Origin of the sequence: Hafnia alvei (assembly GCF_034424155.1) — a bacterium.
GTDB classification, from domain to species: Bacteria; Pseudomonadota; Gammaproteobacteria; order Enterobacterales; family Enterobacteriaceae; genus Hafnia; species Hafnia alvei.
This window is the reverse complement of the sequence record NZ_CP139992.1, coordinates 3797577-3816616: the sequence shown is the minus strand read 5'-3', so window position 1 is coordinate 3816616 and position 19040 is coordinate 3797577. Positions and strand designations below refer to the sequence as shown.

The window sequence follows — 19040 nt, the reverse complement described above, 5'->3', positions numbered from 1 at the left end:
AAAATGCCAAAACGTACTGATATAAAAAGCATCCTGATTCTGGGCGCAGGCCCGATTGTTATCGGCCAAGCATGTGAATTTGACTACTCGGGTGCTCAAGCGTGTAAAGCGCTGCGCGAAGAAGGTTACCGCGTCATTCTGGTGAACTCGAACCCCGCCACCATCATGACTGACCCTGAAATGGCCGATGCGACCTATATCGAGCCGATTCACTGGGAAGTGGTGCGCAAAATCATCGAAAAAGAGCGCCCTGATGCCGTTCTGCCTACCATGGGTGGACAGACTGCGCTGAACTGCGCGCTTGAGTTAGAGCGCCAAGGTGTGCTGGAAGAGTTTGGCGTAACCATGATTGGTGCGACCGCCGACGCCATTGATAAAGCCGAAGACCGTCGTCGTTTCGATATCGCGATGAAGAAAATTGGCCTCGACACCGCACGTTCAGGCATCGCTCATACGATGGAAGAAGCCTTAGCCGTGGCGGCTGACGTTGGCTTCCCATGTATTATTCGTCCTTCATTCACCATGGGCGGCACCGGCGGCGGTATTGCGTATAACCGTGAAGAGTTCGAAGAGATTTGCGAGCGCGGTCTGGATCTTTCACCGACCAAAGAGCTACTGATTGATGAGTCGCTGATTGGTTGGAAAGAGTACGAGATGGAAGTGGTACGTGATAAAAACGACAACTGCATCATCGTTTGCTCGATTGAAAACTTCGATGCGATGGGCATTCATACCGGCGACTCCATCACCGTGGCACCGGCCCAAACGCTGACCGACAAAGAATATCAAATCATGCGTAACGCCTCGATGGCGGTACTGCGTGAAATCGGCGTAGAAACCGGTGGTTCTAACGTGCAGTTTGCGGTGAACCCGAAAAATGGCCGTCTGATCGTCATTGAAATGAACCCTCGCGTTTCTCGCTCCTCTGCGCTGGCGTCCAAAGCGACTGGCTTCCCGATTGCGAAAGTGGCAGCCAAACTGGCGGTGGGTTATACCCTCGACGAACTGATGAACGACATCACCGGCGGTCGTACTCCGGCCTCGTTTGAACCGTCTATCGACTACGTTGTGACCAAAATTCCTCGCTTTAACTTCGAGAAATTTGCGGGCGCAAACGACCGTCTGACTACGCAGATGAAATCCGTCGGCGAAGTGATGGCGATTGGTCGCACTCAGCAAGAGTCTCTACAGAAAGCCCTTCGTGGTCTGGAAGTCGGCGCTGCGGGCTTCGACCCTAAAGTGAGCCTCGATGACCCAGAAGCGCTCACCAAAATCCGTCGTGAGCTTAAAGATGCTGGCGCTGAGCGTATTTGGTACATCGCCGACGCTTTCCGCGCAGGTCTGTCCGTTGACGGCGTGTTCAACCTGACCAACATCGACCGCTGGTTCTTGGTGCAAATCGAAGAATTGGTGCGCTTGGAAGAGCAGGTCGCGGAAGTGGGTATCAATGGTCTGAGCCATGAATTCTTACGCCAATTGAAACGCAAAGGTTTTGCTGACGCTCGTTTAGCGAAGCTGGCTGGTGTGGCTGAAACTGAAATTCGCAAACTGCGCCACAAGTACAATCTGCATCCTGTTTACAAACGTGTGGATACCTGTGCGGCAGAATTTGCCACCGACACGGCTTACATGTACTCCACTTATGAAGAAGAGTGCGAGTCGAATCCAAACAGCGACCGTCCGAAAATTATCGTGCTGGGCGGCGGTCCAAACCGTATAGGTCAAGGTATTGAGTTCGACTACTGCTGTGTGCATGCGTCCCTTGCGCTGCGTGAAGACGGCTACGAAACCATCATGGTGAACTGTAACCCTGAAACCGTTTCAACCGACTACGATACCTCTGACCGTCTGTACTTTGAGCCGGTTACGCTAGAAGACGTGCTGGAAATTGTGGCGGTAGAAAAACCACAGGGCGTCATCGTGCAGTACGGTGGTCAGACGCCGCTGAAACTGGCTCGTGCATTGGAAGCCGCCGGTATGCCGGTTATCGGTACTAGCCCAGATGCGATTGACCGTGCTGAAGACCGTGAGCGTTTCCAGCAGGCCGTTGTGCGCCTTGGCTTAAAACAGCCAGCTAACGCCACGGTTTCAACCATCGAGCAAGCCATCGAGAAGGGCGCTGTTATCGGTTATCCGCTGGTGGTTCGCCCATCCTACGTGCTGGGTGGCCGCGCGATGGAAATCGTGTATGACGAAATCGACCTGCGCCGTTACTTCCAAAATGCGGTGAGCGTGTCTAACGATGCACCGGTGCTGCTGGATCACTTCCTTGATGATGCGGTTGAGGTTGACGTTGATGCTATCTGTGACGGTGAGCGCGTATTAATCGGCGGCATTATGGAGCACATTGAGCAGGCTGGTGTTCACTCCGGTGACTCGGCATGTTCACTGCCTGCTTATACGCTGAGCCAAGAAATTCAGGACGTGATGCGCGTACAGGCTGAAAAACTGGCGATGGAGCTCGGCGTTCGTGGTTTGATGAACGTGCAGTTCGCGGTTAAAGATAACGAAGTGTATTTGATTGAAGTGAACCCGCGTGCGGCACGTACCGTGCCATTTGTGTCTAAAGCGACGGGTGTTCCGCTGGCGAAAGTCGCGGCGCGTGTGATGGCAGGCCAAACGTTGGCACAGCAGGGCGTGACGAAAGAAGTTATCCCGCCATATTACTCAGTGAAAGAAGTGGTGCTACCGTTCAATAAATTCCCAGGCGTTGACCCCATCTTAGGGCCTGAGATGCGCTCTACCGGTGAAGTGATGGGCGTTGGCCGCACCTTTGCGGAAGCTTTCTCTAAAGCGATGCTGGGCAGCCAGTCTAAGGTGAAAACCCCGGGGCGTGCGCTACTGTCTGTACGTGAAGGCGACAAACACCGCGTAGTTGATTTGGCGGCAAAACTGCTGAAACAAGGCTTCGAGCTGGATGCGACCCACGGTACCGCAATCGTTCTGGGCGAAGCAGGGATTAATCCACGCTTGGTCAACAAGGTGCATGAAGGTCGTCCGCATATTCAAGACCGTATCAAAAACGGTGAGTATTCCTATATCGTGAACACCACCGCAGGTCGTCAGGCGATTGAAGACTCCAAGTTGATTCGCCGCAGCGCGCTGCAATACAAAGTGCATTACGACACCACGCTGAACGGTGGTTTTGCTACCGCGATGGCGCTGAATTCCGACCCAACCGAGCAGGTAACGTCGGTGCAGGAAATGCATGCGCGCTTGAAAGGGTAATATCGGCGCCAAAAATTTCTGAGTTGAAATGCTAAGCCTGACTTCGGTCAGGCTTTTTTTTGGCTAATGTTTTCGTCATTCCAAAAACTTGAGCAACTTGTTAAAAATTTTCAGATTTTATTTGTTTTTAAAACTGTCATGCTATGTCGTAGAAAATTCCCTAAGTTTTTTGATGCCTTAACCGATTAATATTCCTGTTAGCACCGCTTGCATTGCTGCCATGACATCAATATTTGGGTCTAAGATACATTAAGGCTTTCGCACAACGAGAAACGCATGATCCTGATAATATACGCCCATCCTTATCCTCGGCATTCGCATGCCAATAAGCGTTTGTTAGACGCCGTTATCGATATTCCTGAGGTTGAAGTTCGCTCACTGTATGAGCTCTATCCTGATTTCAATATTAACGTTGCTGCCGAACAGCAGGCGTTGAGTCAGGCCGATCTCATCATCCTGCAACACCCGATGCAGTGGTACAGCATGCCTCCGTTGTTGAAGCTGTGGATCGATAAAGTTTTGGAGCACGGTTGGGCATATGGACATAACGGCAAAGCGTTAGAGGGAAAAGATTTTATGTGGGCGGTCACCACCGGTGGCAACGATCATCATTTTGATTTAGGTGACCATCCGGGCTTCCCGATTCTTTCTCAGCCGATTCAGGCAACGGCAGTTTATTGCGGCATGAACTGGCTACCCTATTTTGCTGAACATAATACGTTTTCATGCGACGAAGCGGCGTTGGCTCGAGCCAGTGAAAGCTATCGTCGGCGTTTGATCAATTATATTGCGCTTCATCCGCAGGCAGAATTACCGGCATCAGACGTTGAGGAGCCTGCACATGGATAATCACGGCATGATGATTGAAGGGCTGATTTATCTCGGCTCTGCGGCGCTGTTTGTGCCAATTGCGGTGCGCCTTGGTTTGGGATCGGTGCTGGGGTATTTGATCGCTGGCTGCATTATTGGCCCGTGGGGGCTAAAGCTGGTTTCTGATGCGGAGTCTATTCTGACTTTCGCCGAAATCGGCGTGGTGTTGATGCTGTTTGTGATTGGCCTTGAGCTTGATCCTAAGCGCCTTTGGACGCTGCGTGCCTCGGTATTCGGCGGTGGTAGTATTCAAATGGTCGGCTGTGGATTGGTACTAAGCCTGTTCTGCTATTTGCTGGGGCTGAGTTGGCAAGTGGCTATCTTGATTGGCTTAACGTTGGCGCTTTCTTCTACCGCAATTGCGATGCAGGCGATGAATGAGCGCAACTTGACCCCATCACCGATTGGCCGTTCCTCCTTTGCCGTTCTGCTATTCCAAGATATTGCGGCGATACCGCTGGTGGCGATGATCCCTCTGCTGGCAAGCAGCGGAGCAACCACCACCATGGGCGCATTTGCGCTGTCGGCGGCGAAAGTGGTTGGCGCTTTAGCTATCGTTATCTTGCTCGGTCGTTACGTGACTCGACCATTGCTACATTTTGTTGCGCGTTCAGGCATGCGTGAAGTGTTCAGCGCCGTGGCGTTATTTCTGGTGTTTGGATTTGGTGTACTGCTAGAGATGGCAGGGATGTCGATGGCGATGGGCGCATTTTTGGCCGGTGTTTTGCTGGCAAGCTCCGAGTATCGACACGCGCTGGAAAGCGATATCCAGCCGTTTAAAGGCCTATTGTTGGGGCTATTCTTTATCGGCGTGGGAATGTCGATCGATTTTGGCACCTTGTTTAGCCATCCGTTGCTGATTGCGACGCTGCTGTTCGGGTTCTTAATCCTAAAAGCGGCTTTGCTGTGGCTGGTCGCGCCGATTTTAGGCGTACCGCGTAAGCAGAGAACGTTATTTGCGGTGCTATTAGGGCAGGGCAGTGAGTTTGCATTCGTGGTGTTTGGTGCGGCTCAAATGGCCGGTGTTTTGCCCGGTGAGTGGGCAAAATCACTCACGTTGGCGGTTGCGCTTTCCATGGCGGTAACGCCGATCCTGCTGGTGATATACACACGCATGGAGAAAAACGTTAAACAGGATGAACGCCCGCAGGACATTATTGATGATGATAATGCCAGCGTGATCATTGCCGGTTTCGGCAGATTTGGGCAGATTGCGGGTCGTTTGCTATTAGCCAATGACGTGCATACCGTCGTGCTAGATCACGATCCCGACCATGTCGAAACGCTGCGTAAATTTGGCATGAAAGTGTTTTATGGCGATGCAACCCGCGTGGATCTGCTTGAGTCGGCGGGTGCCGCCAAGGCAAAAGTATTAATTAACGCCATTGATGACGTGGATGCCAACCTGCAGTTGACTGAGCTGGCGCAGGAACATTTCCCTCATCTGAAAATTGTTGCGCGCGCGCGCGATGTCGATCATTACTATCAGCTGCGGCAGCGCGGCGTGGAGTTCGTTGAACGTGAGCTGTTTGAAGGATCGCTACGTGTTGGACGCAATGTGCTGGAGCACTTGGGCTGTGGGGCCTACGAGGCTCGCGAAAAGGCAGATATTTTCCGTCGTTATAACCTACGTATGCTGGAAGAAACGGTGCCAAATTACGAGGATGCCGAATTCCGTCTTGCCAGTTTACAGCGGGCTAAAGAAATGCTGAGTCAGGCGATTGAGCAGGATAAGGCGCGTTTGACCATCGCTCAGCAAAGCGGCTGGCGCGGAAGTATTGACGGCAAATCTCCTGATCTTGACCCTATGGTTACGATCCACGAAGAGGATGTGCCAGAACTGCAAAAAGACGCATAACGTTTTCGCCCTCTTTCATGCACGGAAAGAGGGCATTTAGCCTTAGCTTAAGGCCACTTTCAGGCCTAACCCAATAAGCATCACACCTAAAAGCCGGTCGATTATCTTTTGTGCTTTTGCCAGTGCTAGACGAACAGGGGCGCTTTGAATCAGCACTACCAGCATTGGCCACCAAATGAAAGATAAACCCAGAATTATCCCCGCATACCACAGTTTTTCACCTACGCCTGAGTTAACCTCTAATACCTGAGTGAATACCGCCAGAAAGAATAATGTCGCCTTCGGATTGAGCAAGTTACACAAATAGCCTTGCAAAAATGCGCTTTTAAGGCTGACTTCTTGAGGCGTTTGGTTATCGACATTTATCTTGCTGCCGCCACGGGAAAAGAGGGCATGAATGCCAATCCAGACTAAATAAGCGGCACCGGCATATTTTAGAATATTAAACAGCCACGGCGTGGTGGTGATCACCACGGCTAGACCGGCGACACAATACGACATGTGGGTTGCTACGCCGCCGATCACGCCAAGGGCGGTCATCATGCCGGCCTGACGCCTGTATCGCGAGGCGTTTTTGATCACTAAGAAGAAATCGGGGCCAGGCGATAACATTCCTAGCGTTGCGATAGACGCAACAAACAGCGTGGTTTCAAACATGATGAGATCCGTGGTGAGCGAGAATATGACGAAATCATAACGCCATGATGAGGCAAGTGCATCACCTCTATTGGGGTTATTGAAGCAATATGATAAGAATATGAAAGCACTCTTTTTAAGCGAAAAATGAACGTATAACAACCAAAAAAATCAGGAAAAACCATGGATGTGGATTCTCATAAGCAGAGGGAAATTACTCGGCTCTGTATACAATGTGCCCTTTTTTTGTTGCAACACGGTGCCGAAAGCATGTTAGTTGAACAGCTTTCATCTCGGTTAGGCGTTGCGCTTGGAGCTGAAAGCGTTGAAAGCTCAATCTCGGCAAATGCGGTGGTGTTGACGACGATTATTGGTGGTCACTGCATGACGTCAACGCGCAAAAATGTGGATCGCGGGATCAATATGCACGTTGTGACTGAGGTTCAGCACATTGTGATTATGGCTGAGCACCACTTGCTGGATATCAAAGACGTGCATCGGCGTTTTGAGCATATCAAACCGCTGCGTTATCCACGCTGGTTGCTGGTTTTAATGGTTGGACTGTCCTGTGCTTGTTTCTGCAAACTCAACGGTGGCGGTTGGGATGGATCTTTGGTGGCATTTATTGCCAGCGCCGTGGCGATGTATGTGAGGCAGGTACTGACTCAGCGTCAAATGCACCCGCAGATTAATTTCTGTATCACTGCTTTTGTTGCCACCTCGGTATCGGGGTTGCTTATCCAATATGACCCATTTAAAGCAACATCCACCATCGCTATGGCGGCGAGTGTTTTGCTGTTGGTGCCAGGTTTCCCTTTGATTAATGCGGTGGCGGATATGTTCAAAGGGCATGTAAATACCGGCTTGGCTCGCTGGGCAATGGCGTCGCTGCTGACGCTAGCGACCTGTATTGGCGTGGTGATGGCAATGTCGCTGTGGGGGCTTAGAGGATGGATATAATCGATTTATTGCTCGCATTGTTGCAGGACATGGTTTTAGCCGCAGTGCCTGCCGTGGGTTTTGCGTTGGTATTTAATGTTCCCGTTCGTGCGCTGCGCTACTGTGCGTTATTGGGTGCCATCGGTCATGGTTCACGCATGGTGATGATGCACTTTGGGATAAATATCGAGTGGGCAACGTTGGGGGCTGCGATATTGATCGGGGTGCTGGGAATTCAGTGGTCGCGCAGGCTGCTTGCTCATCCTAAGGTGTTTACCGTCGCCGCCGTGATCCCAATGTTCCCCGGTATCTATGCCTACACGGCGATGATTTCCGTGGTGAAAATTTCACACCTTGGCTTTAGCGATGCATTGTTTGAAACCATGGTCACCAATTTTCTAAAAGCGTCGTTTATTGTGGGCGCGCTTTCCATCGGCCTATCTCTTCCGGGACTGTGGTTATACCGCAAACGTCCAAGCGTTTAGTTTTTGCGAGTCTGAGAAGCGAAAAATTGAAGTAGAAATGCTGTTTTATCTGAGGGTTAGTTTAAGCGGGTGTAAATGAGGCCATCTGGCTATCGACACCCGCTAACCCTTTACTTATAGTGTGCGCAATTTTTCTACTTGATAGGATCGACCAACATGTATATCAGCCTAATTGCTGCGCTTGCAGCAGATCGTGTTATTGGTATGGAAAACGCGATGCCGTGGCATTTACCGGCCGATCTCGCGTGGTTTAAGCGTAATACTTTAGATAAGCCCGTTATCATGGGACGCAAGACGTTTGAATCCATTGGCCGGCCTCTGCCAGGGCGTCACAATATCGTATTAAGCAGCCAGCCGGGCAATGATGATCGCGTGACATGGGTTGCTTCACCCGAGGCCGCAATTGCCGCTGCCGGTGATGTTGAAGAGGTGATGGTTATCGGCGGTGGCAGTATTTATTCTCAGTTCCTGCCGCTAGCTCAACGGATGTATTTAACACACGTTGACGCTGAAGTGGGCGGAGATACCTACTTCCCAGACTATGAACCCGATGAGTGGGAAACCTCATTTAGCGAGTTTCACGATGCGGATAGCGCAAACTCTCACGGCTATTGCTTTGAGATCTTGCACAAGCGCTAAGTGACAGCCTGATAAAAAAAAGCCCGCATATGACTGCGGGCTTTTTTGTTTTGAAATCATTGAACGCTAATTACGCGGACTCTTCTATCGATTTAGGTCGTAGAGAGGGTTGGGTGAAATACTGTTTGTCTTCCCAGCGAAGCAGGGTTAAATCACCACCCCAGCAGCATCCGGTATCCAGCGCATAGACCTGCGGCGGAGTGCCTTTCCCTTCCAGTGATGCCCAATGCCCGAAGGCGATTGAGTAACCTTCATCCAATACTTTGCTAGGCAAATTAAACCATGGTTTTAGCGGTGAAGGCGCTTCGCCCGGTGCATCTTTGCAGATCATATCCAGTTCGCCACCAGGGAAACAGTAACGCATGCGCGTTAAGGCGTTGGTTGAAAAACGCAGGCGCTGTAATCCGGTGAGTCCATCAACCCAACTGTTTGGCATATCGCCATACATCGCGTTTAAAAACAGTGGATAGCTGTCACTGCTGAGCACGGCTTCGACTTCACGTGCACAAAGCTGCGCAGTCTCAATATCCCACTGAGGGCTGATACCCGCGTGCGCCATTACCAGCTTAAGCTCGTTGTCGACCTGAAGTACGGGTTGGCGACGTAGCCAGTTAATCAGGCTATCTGCATCAGGGGCGTCGAGCAGTGGGGTAATCTTATCTTTCGGCTTGTTACGGCTAATACCTGCGTACACGGCGAGAAGATGCAGATCGTGATTACCCAGCACCATCCGAACGCTATCGCCCAACGACTGTACATAGCGTAGAACTTCCACCGAGTCTGGGCCACGAGCAACCAGATCTCCGGTTAGCCACAGCGTATCTTTAGCCGGATCAAAATCAACCTGCGCCAATAAAGAACGAAGCTCTTCATAGCAACCGTGGACATCGCCAATCAATAATGTAGACATAGATGAGTCAGTTTTGCTCAGTTAATGAGTGTCGGGATAGCTAAACGAAATACGGGTATGGCAATACGAAACTCCTGACCAGTATGATCGATCATTTCATAATGTCCTTCCATGGTGCCACAAGGCGTTTCAATAATGGCTCCGCTGGTATATTGGAACTCATTATTAGGCAGAATGAGCGGCTGTTCGCCAATCACGCCCTCGCCCTGAACTTCAGTCTGACGCCCGTTACCGTTGGTAATCAGCCAGTAACGTCGTAGGAGCTGTACATTGAATCGTCCAAGATTCCTAATGGTGATGGTATACGCGAAAACAAAACGCTCTTCATCGGGAAGAGACTGGGTTTCTGCATAGGCACTTTGTACCTGAATACACACACGAGGTGAATCAATCATGATGTACGGCTCCCGTTATGACGTTGTCAGCGAGATCTATACCCTCACCGATAAACAGAGAGGGTATATTGCACAACTATTCTGCTGATTTCTCACACAGCCAGTTGGCGAGTTTGCAATAGTTCTCGACAGAGATGTTCTCTGCACGCTGAGCAGGATCGATACCCAGCTCGGTCAATTGTTCTGGCGTGAAAAGATGGCCCAAGCTATTGCGTACGGTTTTGCGACGCTGATTAAAAGCTTCTGTGGTGATACGGCTAAGCACGCGGATGTCTTTGACCGGATGCGGAATAGTCGCATGTGGGATCAAACGAACCACGGCTGAGTCAACCTTTGGTGCTGGACGGAACGCCGTTGGCGGAACTTCCAGTACAGGAATAACCTGACAGTAGTATTGCGCCATAACGGTCAAACGGCCATAGGCTTTACTGTTCGGCCCGGCAACCAAACGGTTCACCACTTCTTTTTGCAACATGAAATGCATGTCGCTGATAGCTCCAGTATAGGTGAACAGGTGGAACATCAACGGCGTTGAAATGTTGTAAGGCAGATTACCAAATACGCGTATCGGTTGGCCCAACTCGCGTGACAGTTCGCCAAAATCAACGGTCATCGCATCTTGCTGGCGAATGTTAAGTTTGCTGCTGATAAACGGATGCGTTGCTAGTCGCGCGGCTAAATCGCGGTCGAGTTCGATAACCGTCATTTTGTCCATGCGGTCGGCAACAGGCTCGGTCAGTGCGCCCAAACCGGGGCCGATTTCAACCACGGCTTGGCCTGGCATTGGGTGAATAGCGGACACAATGCTGTCGATCACATACTGATCGGTCAGGAAGTTTTGTCCAAAACGTTTACGAGCCAGATGGCCTTGGTGAACTCTGTTATTCATTACTGTTATTTATCATTTTAATAGCGAGATTTAATGCTGTTCTGAAACTACCCACATCAGCGATGCCAGTAGCAGCCAGATCCAGCGCGGTGCCGTGATCGACGGAGGTGCGGATAAACGGCAGCCCCAACGTAATATTCACAGCGCGGCCGAAGCCTTGGTATTTTAACACCGGCAGGCCTTGATCGTGATACATCGCCAAAACGGCATCGGCGTGCTCCAGATATTTAGGCTGGAATAGTGTATCAGCGGGCAAGGGCCCAATCAGGTGAATACCCTGTTGACGCAGTGACTCAAGCGTCGGAATAATCACATCAATTTCTTCACGTCCCATATGACCGCCTTCACCCGCGTGGGGGTTGAGGCCACAGACGTAAATTTGCGGTTCATCGATACCAAATTTGGTACGTAAATCATGATCTAGGATCGTGATAACTTCAGTGAGCGTTTGTGGCGTAATCGCCGCAGGCACATCAAGTAGTGGAAGATGGGTGGTGGCTAATGCCACACGCAACTCTTCCGTCGCCAGCATCATCACCACGCGATCGCGATGGCTACGTTCGGCGAAGAACTCGGTGTGGCCAGTGAAAGGCACACCAGAGTCATTAATAATGCCTTTATGCACGGGGCCGGTGATGAGCGCCGCGAATTCACCGCTCAGGCAGCCATCGCATGCTCGCGCCAGCGTATCCACCACGTAGGCACCATTATTAACATCAAGTTGCCCAGGCAAAGCTTTGCTGTGCAGCTTGATGGGCAGAATGGTCAGCGTTTTATCTGCTTGCGGCTGAGCGGGGACATCAGGCTGATATTCTCGCAGCGTCAGCGGCAGTTGCAATAATGCGGCGCGTTCAAGCAACAAAGCCGGATCGGCGCACACTACCAACTCAGCAGGCCAAGCCTGTTGAGCAAGAGCGATTACCAAATCCGGCCCCACCCCGGCAGGTTCACCGGGGGTTATAACGACACGAAACGTGTCATGTGTATGATTACTGGGCATTGCTACCATCAATAATTTTTACATAAGCGCTGGCACGCTCTTCCTGCATCCAAGTCTGTGCTTCTTCCGCAAACTTGCGGTTGAACAGCATGCGATATGCGCGATCTTTCTGTGCATCATCGGTGCGGTCAACTTGGCGCGTATCCATCAGTTGAATCAAATGCCAGCCAAATGAAGAGTGAACCGGTGCGCTTAATTCGCCTTTTTGCAGCTTCATTAACGCATCGCGGAAAGCAGGGTCATACATGGTCGGAACAGCCCAACCGAGATCGCCACCTTTCAGTGCTGATCCTGGATCCTGAGAAATAGCACGCGCGGCTTCATCAAAGGTGATCTGCTTGTTCTTAATCTGCTGGGCAACTTCCTGCAGTTTTGCACGAGCCTGATCGTCGGTCATCACCGGAGAAGGGCGTAGCAAAATATGACGAGCATGAACTTCGGTAACAGACACATTAGCCTGACCGCCACGAACGTCATTTACTTTTAGGATATGGAAACCAACGCCGGAGCGGATTGGGCCAATGATGTCACCTTTTTTAGCCGTTTGCAGTGCAGCCGCAAACAGTGAAGGCAGTTCCTGAATTTTTCCCCAGCCCATTTGGCCGCCTTTCAGCGCCTGAGAGTCTGCGGAATAACTTACTGCCATCTTGCCAAAATCAGCACCTTTGTTCAGTTGGTCAGTCAACTGACGAGCCTGTTGTTCTGCGTCGTCAACCTGCTGCTGAGATGGATTTTCCGGCAGAGCAATCAGGATGTGGCTGAGGTTAAGCTCGGTATCAGCGCCGTTCTGCGATCCAACTTGTTTAGCTAACGCTTCAACTTCCTGCGGAAGAATCGTCACGCGGCGGCGAACTTCATTGTTACGCACTTCAGAAATCAGCATCTCTTTACGGATCTGCTCGCGATAGGTTTTATAGTTAATCCCATCGGCGGCCAAACGGCTACGCATCTGATCCATCGACATGTTGTTTTGCTGAGCAATGTTACCAATCGCACGATCGACGTCGGCATCGGTCATATTGATGCCCATCTTTTTCGCCATCTGCAGCTGAATGTTATCCATGATCAGACGCTCGAGGATCTGGTGACGTAATGTGTCATCATCAGGCAGTTGCTGACCTGCTTCACGCGCGTTCAGTTTTACGGATTGCATCAGACCATCGACGTCACTTTCCAGCACCACACCGTTATCAACCACAGCGGCTACTTTATCAACGACTTGAGGGGCTGCAAACGCAGTGTTGGCACAGAATGCCACACCGAGGATCAGCGTTCTCCAGTTCTTCATACCTTTTCCATTTGTCCAATCCGCATTGCTGCGGGTTAATGTCAAAACTCTGCTTTTACTAATCAAGCTACAACTAGGTAGTGATTAGACCACAAAAATCGCAAAATGTTAGAAAGCACGCTGGTAAGGCAAGATACCTTTTTGCAGCATGTCTGCCGTACCCAAGCTGTAATTCGTGCCCAATCCACGCAGTGCGAAGGTGAACGAGAACTTGTTGTCGTACTTACTGTTTGGCTGAGAGGCGGTAGAATCCCAAGAGGTGATTTTACGCTCGTAGTTTACACCAACAGACCAGCAACAGGTGTTGTACTGAAGACCAACCAGAGAATCCGCGGTTTGATTCGCGTTGGTATCGTAGTAGTACGCAGCCACCAATGCCCAACGATCGGCGACAGGAATACTCCCCGTTGCGCCCACTTGGCTAATCCCTTGGTTATACAGATCGTTATTGGCATAACGTGGGATCATCGCGGTGACATATTCAGGGCTAGCGTAACGATAGTTCAACTGAACCATCGTTTCGGCATCCTTACGATATTCCATGACCGCATCGCCCAGCGCGACGCTGTTTAGACGGGTGTCATACTGCAAGCCGCCACGGATACCCCAATGATCGGTAATTTTCCAATAAGAATCCCCCGCCCAAACGAGGCTACCGGTGTCTTTATCTTTATCGGTAGATAGCGTTTCATCACCGGTACGTGAGCGTTCGAAGTAGTAGATCTGCCCCAGAGAGGCGTTAAAGCGTTCTACCAACGCATCATCATAGATACGCGTGGTTAAGCCGGTAGACATCTGGTTGGCGGAGGCAATACGGTCTAGACCACTATAGATACGGTCACGGAACAGACCGGTATAGTCCATCTGCAACAGCGTTGAGTCATAAACGCCAATATCGCTTTGATCGCGGTATGGGATATACAGGTACTGAGCACGAGGTTCCAGCGTTTGGGTGTAGCCCTCAGCCCAGTCCATATCCCGGTCGAAGGTGATTTTTCCGTCGACTTTCAACTCTGGCATAACGCGGTTTACCGAGTCTTTAAGATCGCTAAAGTTGCTGTTGTTATCCGGCAGCGTCTGCTGATAATGCGTTGCCAACAGCTTAGTTTCGGTATTCACACTGGCCCAGCCGTTTGACCAAGGAAGGTCAAGAGTCGGTTCAAAGTGATAACGATCGGCTTCAGGCTGAGTATCGCTTTCGTTGGTAAATTTAACGGCTTGACCATACAAATGCAGGTCAAACGGCCCGATATCGTTTTTGTAGTAGTTCAAATCTAGCTGTGGCTCAGCACGGTATGCGTTTGTATTACCGGCATCAGCAAACACCTGGAACTGCGTGGTGGATAGCGTTGCGTTCCAGTTTTGCTCGGCGTAGCCCACGCTGAATTTCTGCGTCGCATAGCCATCGGTGCTGGAGCCGTGAGTCGAATCCAGATCGTTAAAGTAGTAAGGATCGCTCACTTTGGTGTAGTCGACGTTGAATCGCCACACCTTGTCCATCACGCCGCTGTGTTGCCAGTAGAACAACCAGCGTTTTTTATCTTTTTCCGCGTCAGAGATATTATTTTTATCCAGACGATCGTCAGCGTACTGTTTATCTTTGTTTAACCAGTCCAGCTCCATCAAACCTGCACCCGCTACGGTCAGATAGCGGAACTCGTTCTGCAATTGCAGACCGCGGTTTTCCATGTAGTGTGGCGTAATGGTGGCATCGACCTGAGGGGCGATGTTCCAATACCATGGCAGGCTAAACTCAACGCCATCGCTGCTGGAATATTTAAAATCAGGGAGTAAGAAGCCGGAGCGACGTTTGTCACCGATAGGGAGCTGCAGGTAAGGGCTATAGAAAACCGGAACTCCGCCAATTTTAAAGCGCGCGTTCCAAATCTCTGCCACTTCTTCCTGCCGATCCTGAATGATTTCAGAACCTGCAACGCTCCAGCTATTATCGCCAGGCAAACAGGACGTAAAGGTCCCGTTTTCTAAAATGGTGTAACGGTTCTCGGCGCGGGTTTTCATTAAATCCGCGGTGCCTCGACCTTGGCGACCCACGAACTGATAATCACCCTGCCATACGTTAGTGTCTTTGTTATTCAGATTTGACCACGCGTTCGGGCCTTTCAGTTTGACCTGATTATCTGAATAGTTAACGTTGCCGGTTGCAGTGACCGTGCGCAGCGGATCGGGTTTATCTTTAAGAAACTTCTGATCGAGCTGAACCTGATCGGCTGTCAGCGTGCTATTACCCTGCTCAATGTTCACGTTTCCGCTGAACACCGCATTATCGGGATAATTTGCGTCGCTTTTATCGGCTTGAATATGCACCGGTAAATCATTTGGATTGCCGGATACCAGTGGTTTGTTATACATAGGCACGCCGAGCAAGCATTGCTCAGCAAGATCGGCCAGAGCGTTCTGGCTATAGAGTGCCGACCAAACCAAGGTGGCAACCAGTGTTGGAATACTTTTTTTCATACGCGGTTTCAGAAGTTCCGTCATCAGAGGCGTCGAGCAGCGAACGCTCAGAGACTATATCACCCCTTAGCGTTGCGCTAGTGTTAAATTGACGCATTCTTGGTTGCTGTCGTTAGGCGTCAGAATAAATGACAGGTATGATAAAGCAAATTATGTCCCTCGGCATGATGAATTGAGGACGATATGCAGTATTGGGGTAAATTAATCGGATTAGTTCTTGGTCTAATGTCAGGAACGGGCTTTTGGGGCGTCGTGTTAGGGCTACTTATTGGCCATATGATAGATAAGTCGCGTCAGGTGAGAAGTAGTGGCTACTTTTCTAACCAAGCGCAGCGACAGGCTCTATTTTTTAGCACGACGTTTCAGGTAATGGGGCATTTAACCAAGTCGAAAGGGCGTGTAACCGAAGCCGATATTCATGTTGCCAGTGCGCTGATGGAAAGAATGCAGTTGCATGGTGCGGCAAGAACGGCGGCGCAGCAGGCGTTTCGCGAAGGCAAGCAGGCCGATTTTCCCCTGCGTGAAAAGCTGCGGGAATTGCGCAGCATCTGCTTTGGGCGTGTCGATCTCATCCGTATGTTCTTGGAGATCCAGCTACAGGCCGCGTTTGCCGATGGTTCTTTGCATCCCAATGAGCGCGCGGTGCTGTATGTCATCGCCGAAGAGCTTGGCTTCTCGCGTATTCAGTTTGATCAGTTCCTGAGCATGATGGAGGGCGGACGCCAGTTTGGCGGCGGCTACCAGCAGCAAGGGCAGTATCAGCAGCAAGGCGGATACGGTGGTGGCTATCAGCGCCAAAGTGGGCCGACGTTGGCGGATGCTTGCAAAGTGCTAGGTGTTAAGCCAAACGATGATGCTACGACGATCAAACGTGCGTACCGCAAGCTGATGAGCGAGCACCATCCCGATAAGCTGGTGGCGAAAGGTTTGCCGCCGGAAATGATGGAAATGGCTAAACAGAAAGCGCAAGAAATTCAGGCTGCTTACGATTTAATTAAGAAGGAAAAAGGGTTCAAGTAATCCTTTAGCCGAAAAAAAGCCCGCAATAATTTATTGCGGGCTTTTTTATGTCGATTTACGCGTCTAGCGAGACCGCGTGGTACGTCTCACCCTCGCAGCGAAAAATCGCCGATGTTTCCCCATCAACCCACCATTGTGACAATTCAGGCTTGGGGCAGCATAGCCGGATACTCAACCCGCAGCCGCTGCTTAGTTGGCGTGGAATATCTGCGACCTTAAACGCCACGTTATGTGCCTGAAGCCGTTTTTTCAAGCGCACCACTCCTAGCGTGCTGTGGAACAAAAAAAGGTATTCATCCTCCATGCAGGCCTCTCTTTTTCTGGCGACCACCAACCAGCGCAGCGCCGAGTGCCCCTGCAAACTGGGCATCAGGATGCGTTTTTACCTCGGTGTCTAGCGCTTCAGTAAGATGCAGGCGAAACGCGTCACAATGGCTTACGCCCCCGGTAAATAAGATCGTCGGGCGCACGCCGAGTCGGCCAATAAAATTGGCGCTGCGGCGCGCCATGGCATAAACGATGCCGGATAAAATAGCCTCAGGTTCCACGCCAGCAGAACGCAGGCTGATAACTTCTGACTCGGCGAAAACCGTACACATGCTGGAAATTGGATGCGGAGCTACGCCAGCAACCAGTTTATCCAACAGGCTGACCTCGGTGCCTAGCGTGCGAGATATCACTTCGAGAAAGCGCCCAGTTCCTGCGGCACACTTATCGTTCATCAGAAAGTCAGTGAGGCTTCCATCCCTATCCAGATGAATCACTTTGCTGTCTTGCCCACCAATGTCGATAACCGTATGAGCGGTAGGGCACAAAAACCGTGCGCCTATGCCATGGCAGGTAATTTCTGTTACCTGCTTATCGGCGTAGTCTACCAAGGCACGTCCATAGCCGGTGAGCGTGAGCATGGGACGCTCACTTAGATTTGCACTCAGCTGTGACCACGCCTCATCAATGGTGTCCTGCGGGCGAAACGACGTGGGCCCGAGAAAACGGCGCAGGATCTCACCGCCGTTAGCGGCGCTCATTAAAATCCCTTTGGTGGCCGTAGATCCAGAGTCTATGCCAATACTTAAACTCACGCGCTGCTCCTTACATCATTTCGATAAACGCACTCACGCGGGTATTCAACTGGCCGATATCGGAGTTGGAGTAGTCCGTTTCGATCGCCATATAAGGAATATCATGCTGCTGGCGCACATGCCGTTTGATGGCGAGAGACTCCACCGCGTAGGTATGGCAGGCCTGAAGGATAACGTCGATAACGCCGTCGGCCTGATACTCGTCAATCATCTGGCTCAGCAGATTCAGGCGCTGGGTATTGGGGGAAATGCAGGAGCAGCCAATCGCCAGATACTTGTCGGTTAATGCGTCGTACACGTCGCCTTCTTCGTTAACCTGCATCTCAGTGGCTTTCGCACCGGTGCAGTTTTCATAGCCCACCACCCAACCACCGTTTTCTTCGATGGCACGAACCACTTTTTCCGCCGCACCGCCGATTGGACAGCCGGTAATCAAAATGCGAGGGCGTGGCTCAAGACGTTTGCCTTGCTCGTATTCTTGCCGCACTTTTGCCGTTAAGGCATTGAGTTCGTCGATCAGCGCATTTTTATCGAATTTGAAGGTGGCGCCGTACACGACTTTAAGGATTTCCACCCCGGATAGGGCGGGAGGGTTTAGTTGGCCCAAACGATAAAAAGAGGATAAGGCTTCACGCTCTTGGTTTTTTAGCGCAATGGCCGCACGCAGATCGTGCTCGCTAATTTTACGGCCAAACTGCTGTTCGAGCGTGGCCTGCAACCGCAAAATCTCAGCTCGCCATAGCGCACGTGAAGCGTCATCGCTGGCGCTGTTTGGTAACTGCATGACATGGACTGGTTTGAACTCGGCCATGTACTCATACATTTTTTTCTTTCCGTCGCAGGTAGTTTCCCCCACAACCAGATCTGAAAAATAGAAATAGGGACATTTATCCGTTTTGCCAAATCCGTAGCTGCTCTTGATAAGTGGGCAAAGGTTGCGTGGCAGATCTTTCTCCGCTTCTTCAATGGTTTCATCGCTGGTTGAGCAAAGTGACACCACCACCGCGCCCGCGGCCAAGGCAATTTCTTGCGGCATAAAGGTGCAGTAGGTCCCTACCAGCGGGATGTTTTGTTCTTTGAGCTCTAAAACGGTGAGGAATCCCTGACGGCGTGCGTCGGAAAAACTATCGAAAATGGCGGGTAATTCATTGATGAGTGACATGGCTATTCCTTCCCCGGACCCGGGCGAACGATTATTTGGATTTAGATAGAAAACTTACGGTCACGGTGTACCGTAGAAAAACTAAACGATCGCAGGGGACTATAACCTTAAGAAGATAATGGTTATAGGAGGTGGCTCACAGAGCCACCTTATTGGGAAAGATG

Annotated in this window: 17 protein-coding genes; 7 read left to right on the top strand and 10 right to left on the bottom strand. The window is 50.9% G+C overall.

The genetic code is table 11. The features are described from left to right. Window positions 1-3 precede the first annotated feature (3 nt). The 3 genes from carB (at window position 4) to kefC (ending at window position 5956) form a co-directional block, all read left to right on the top strand. Window positions 4-3228 (top strand): carbamoyl-phosphate synthase large subunit, encoded by a 3225-nt coding sequence (carB, locus tag U0008_RS17770; RefSeq protein WP_043495421.1) that lies wholly within the window; start codon window positions 4-6, stop codon window positions 3226-3228. A 276-nt stretch (window positions 3229-3504) separates the two neighbouring features. After that, a complete protein-coding gene (gene kefF / locus U0008_RS17765; RefSeq protein ID WP_025801428.1) occupies window positions 3505-4077 on the top strand; it encodes a glutathione-regulated potassium-efflux system oxidoreductase KefF in 573 nt (190 codons plus the stop codon). Then, window positions 4070-5956, top strand: a complete 1887-nt coding sequence (gene kefC, locus U0008_RS17760) for a glutathione-regulated potassium-efflux system protein KefC (protein ID WP_043495419.1) — start codon at window positions 4070-4072, stop codon at window positions 5954-5956. The genes kefF and kefC overlap by 8 nt, the downstream gene beginning before the upstream one ends. A 42-nt stretch (window positions 5957-5998) precedes the next feature. Here kefC and U0008_RS17755 read toward each other — a convergent pair whose 3' ends face one another. After that, a complete protein-coding gene (locus tag U0008_RS17755) occupies window positions 5999-6613 on the bottom strand; it encodes a LysE family translocator (RefSeq protein WP_025801430.1) in 615 nt (204 codons plus the stop codon). A 162-nt stretch (window positions 6614-6775) separates the two neighbouring features. On the opposite strand from U0008_RS17755, the gene U0008_RS17750 reads away from it, so the two are divergent. The 3 genes from U0008_RS17750 (at window position 6776) to folA (ending at window position 8655) form a co-directional block, all read left to right on the top strand. Further along, a complete protein-coding gene (locus U0008_RS17750) occupies window positions 6776-7552 on the top strand; it encodes a threonine/serine exporter family protein (RefSeq protein ID WP_025801431.1) in 777 nt (258 codons plus the stop codon). After that, window positions 7552-8016 (top strand): threonine/serine exporter, encoded by a 465-nt coding sequence (locus U0008_RS17745; RefSeq protein ID WP_025801432.1) that lies wholly within the window; start codon window positions 7552-7554, stop codon window positions 8014-8016. The genes U0008_RS17750 and U0008_RS17745 overlap by 1 nt, the downstream gene beginning before the upstream one ends. Window positions 8017-8172: 156 nt before the next feature. Beyond that, window positions 8173-8655 carry a type 3 dihydrofolate reductase gene (gene folA / locus U0008_RS17740; protein WP_040045409.1) on the top strand — a complete coding sequence of 161 codons (483 nt, stop codon included), beginning with the start codon at window positions 8173-8175 and terminating at the stop codon, window positions 8653-8655. Between the two features lie 70 nt (window positions 8656-8725). On the opposite strand, the gene apaH is transcribed toward folA, so the two are convergent. From apaH to lptD, 6 genes are all read right to left on the bottom strand, one after another. After that, window positions 8726-9565 (bottom strand): bis(5'-nucleosyl)-tetraphosphatase (symmetrical) ApaH, encoded by an 840-nt coding sequence (gene apaH / locus U0008_RS17735; RefSeq protein WP_043495417.1) that lies wholly within the window; start codon window positions 9563-9565, stop codon window positions 8726-8728. Window positions 9566-9582: 17 nt separating this feature from the next. After that, window positions 9583-9960, bottom strand: coding sequence for a Co2+/Mg2+ efflux facilitator ApaG/CorD (gene apaG, locus U0008_RS17730; protein WP_043495415.1), 378 nt, complete (start codon window positions 9958-9960; stop codon window positions 9583-9585). Window positions 9961-10036: 76 nt separating this feature from the next. Next, window positions 10037-10849, bottom strand: coding sequence for a 16S rRNA (adenine(1518)-N(6)/adenine(1519)-N(6))-dimethyltransferase RsmA (gene rsmA / locus U0008_RS17725; RefSeq protein WP_025801436.1), 813 nt, complete (start codon window positions 10847-10849; stop codon window positions 10037-10039). Continuing rightward, on the bottom strand, window positions 10842-11858 hold the full coding sequence (gene pdxA, locus U0008_RS17720; protein WP_043495414.1) for a 4-hydroxythreonine-4-phosphate dehydrogenase PdxA: 1017 nt from the start codon (window positions 11856-11858) through the stop codon (window positions 10842-10844). Before pdxA ends, rsmA begins: the two co-directional genes overlap by 8 nt. Continuing rightward, window positions 11839-13137 (bottom strand): peptidylprolyl isomerase SurA, encoded by a 1299-nt coding sequence (gene surA, locus U0008_RS17715; protein WP_043495412.1) that lies wholly within the window; start codon window positions 13135-13137, stop codon window positions 11839-11841. The genes pdxA and surA overlap by 20 nt, the downstream gene beginning before the upstream one ends. Window positions 13138-13245: 108 nt before the next feature. Then, window positions 13246-15636: an LPS assembly protein LptD gene (gene lptD, locus U0008_RS17710; RefSeq protein ID WP_038502452.1), complete on the bottom strand. Its 2391-nt coding sequence runs from the start codon at window positions 15634-15636 to the stop codon at window positions 13246-13248. A gap of 159 nt (window positions 15637-15795) precedes the next feature. On the opposite strand from lptD, the gene djlA reads away from it, so the two are divergent. Beyond that, window positions 15796-16632: a co-chaperone DjlA gene (djlA, locus tag U0008_RS17705; RefSeq protein ID WP_025801440.1), complete on the top strand. Its 837-nt coding sequence runs from the start codon at window positions 15796-15798 to the stop codon at window positions 16630-16632. 55 nt (window positions 16633-16687) lie between these two features. Here djlA and U0008_RS17700 read toward each other — a convergent pair whose 3' ends face one another. From U0008_RS17700 to U0008_RS17690, 3 genes are read right to left on the bottom strand one after another with little or no spacing between them, the layout of a single operon-like run. Further along, a complete protein-coding gene (locus tag U0008_RS17700; protein WP_043495411.1) occupies window positions 16688-16936 on the bottom strand; it encodes a putative Se/S carrier protein in 249 nt (82 codons plus the stop codon). Beyond that, window positions 16926-17714, bottom strand: a complete 789-nt coding sequence (locus U0008_RS17695) for an acyl-CoA dehydratase activase (protein ID WP_043495409.1) — start codon at window positions 17712-17714, stop codon at window positions 16926-16928. Before U0008_RS17695 ends, U0008_RS17700 begins: the two co-directional genes overlap by 11 nt. Window positions 17715-17724: 10 nt before the next feature. Next, window positions 17725-18876, bottom strand: a complete 1152-nt coding sequence (locus U0008_RS17690) for a double-cubane-cluster-containing anaerobic reductase (RefSeq protein WP_040045402.1) — start codon at window positions 18874-18876, stop codon at window positions 17725-17727. Window positions 18877-19040 lie beyond the last annotated feature (164 nt).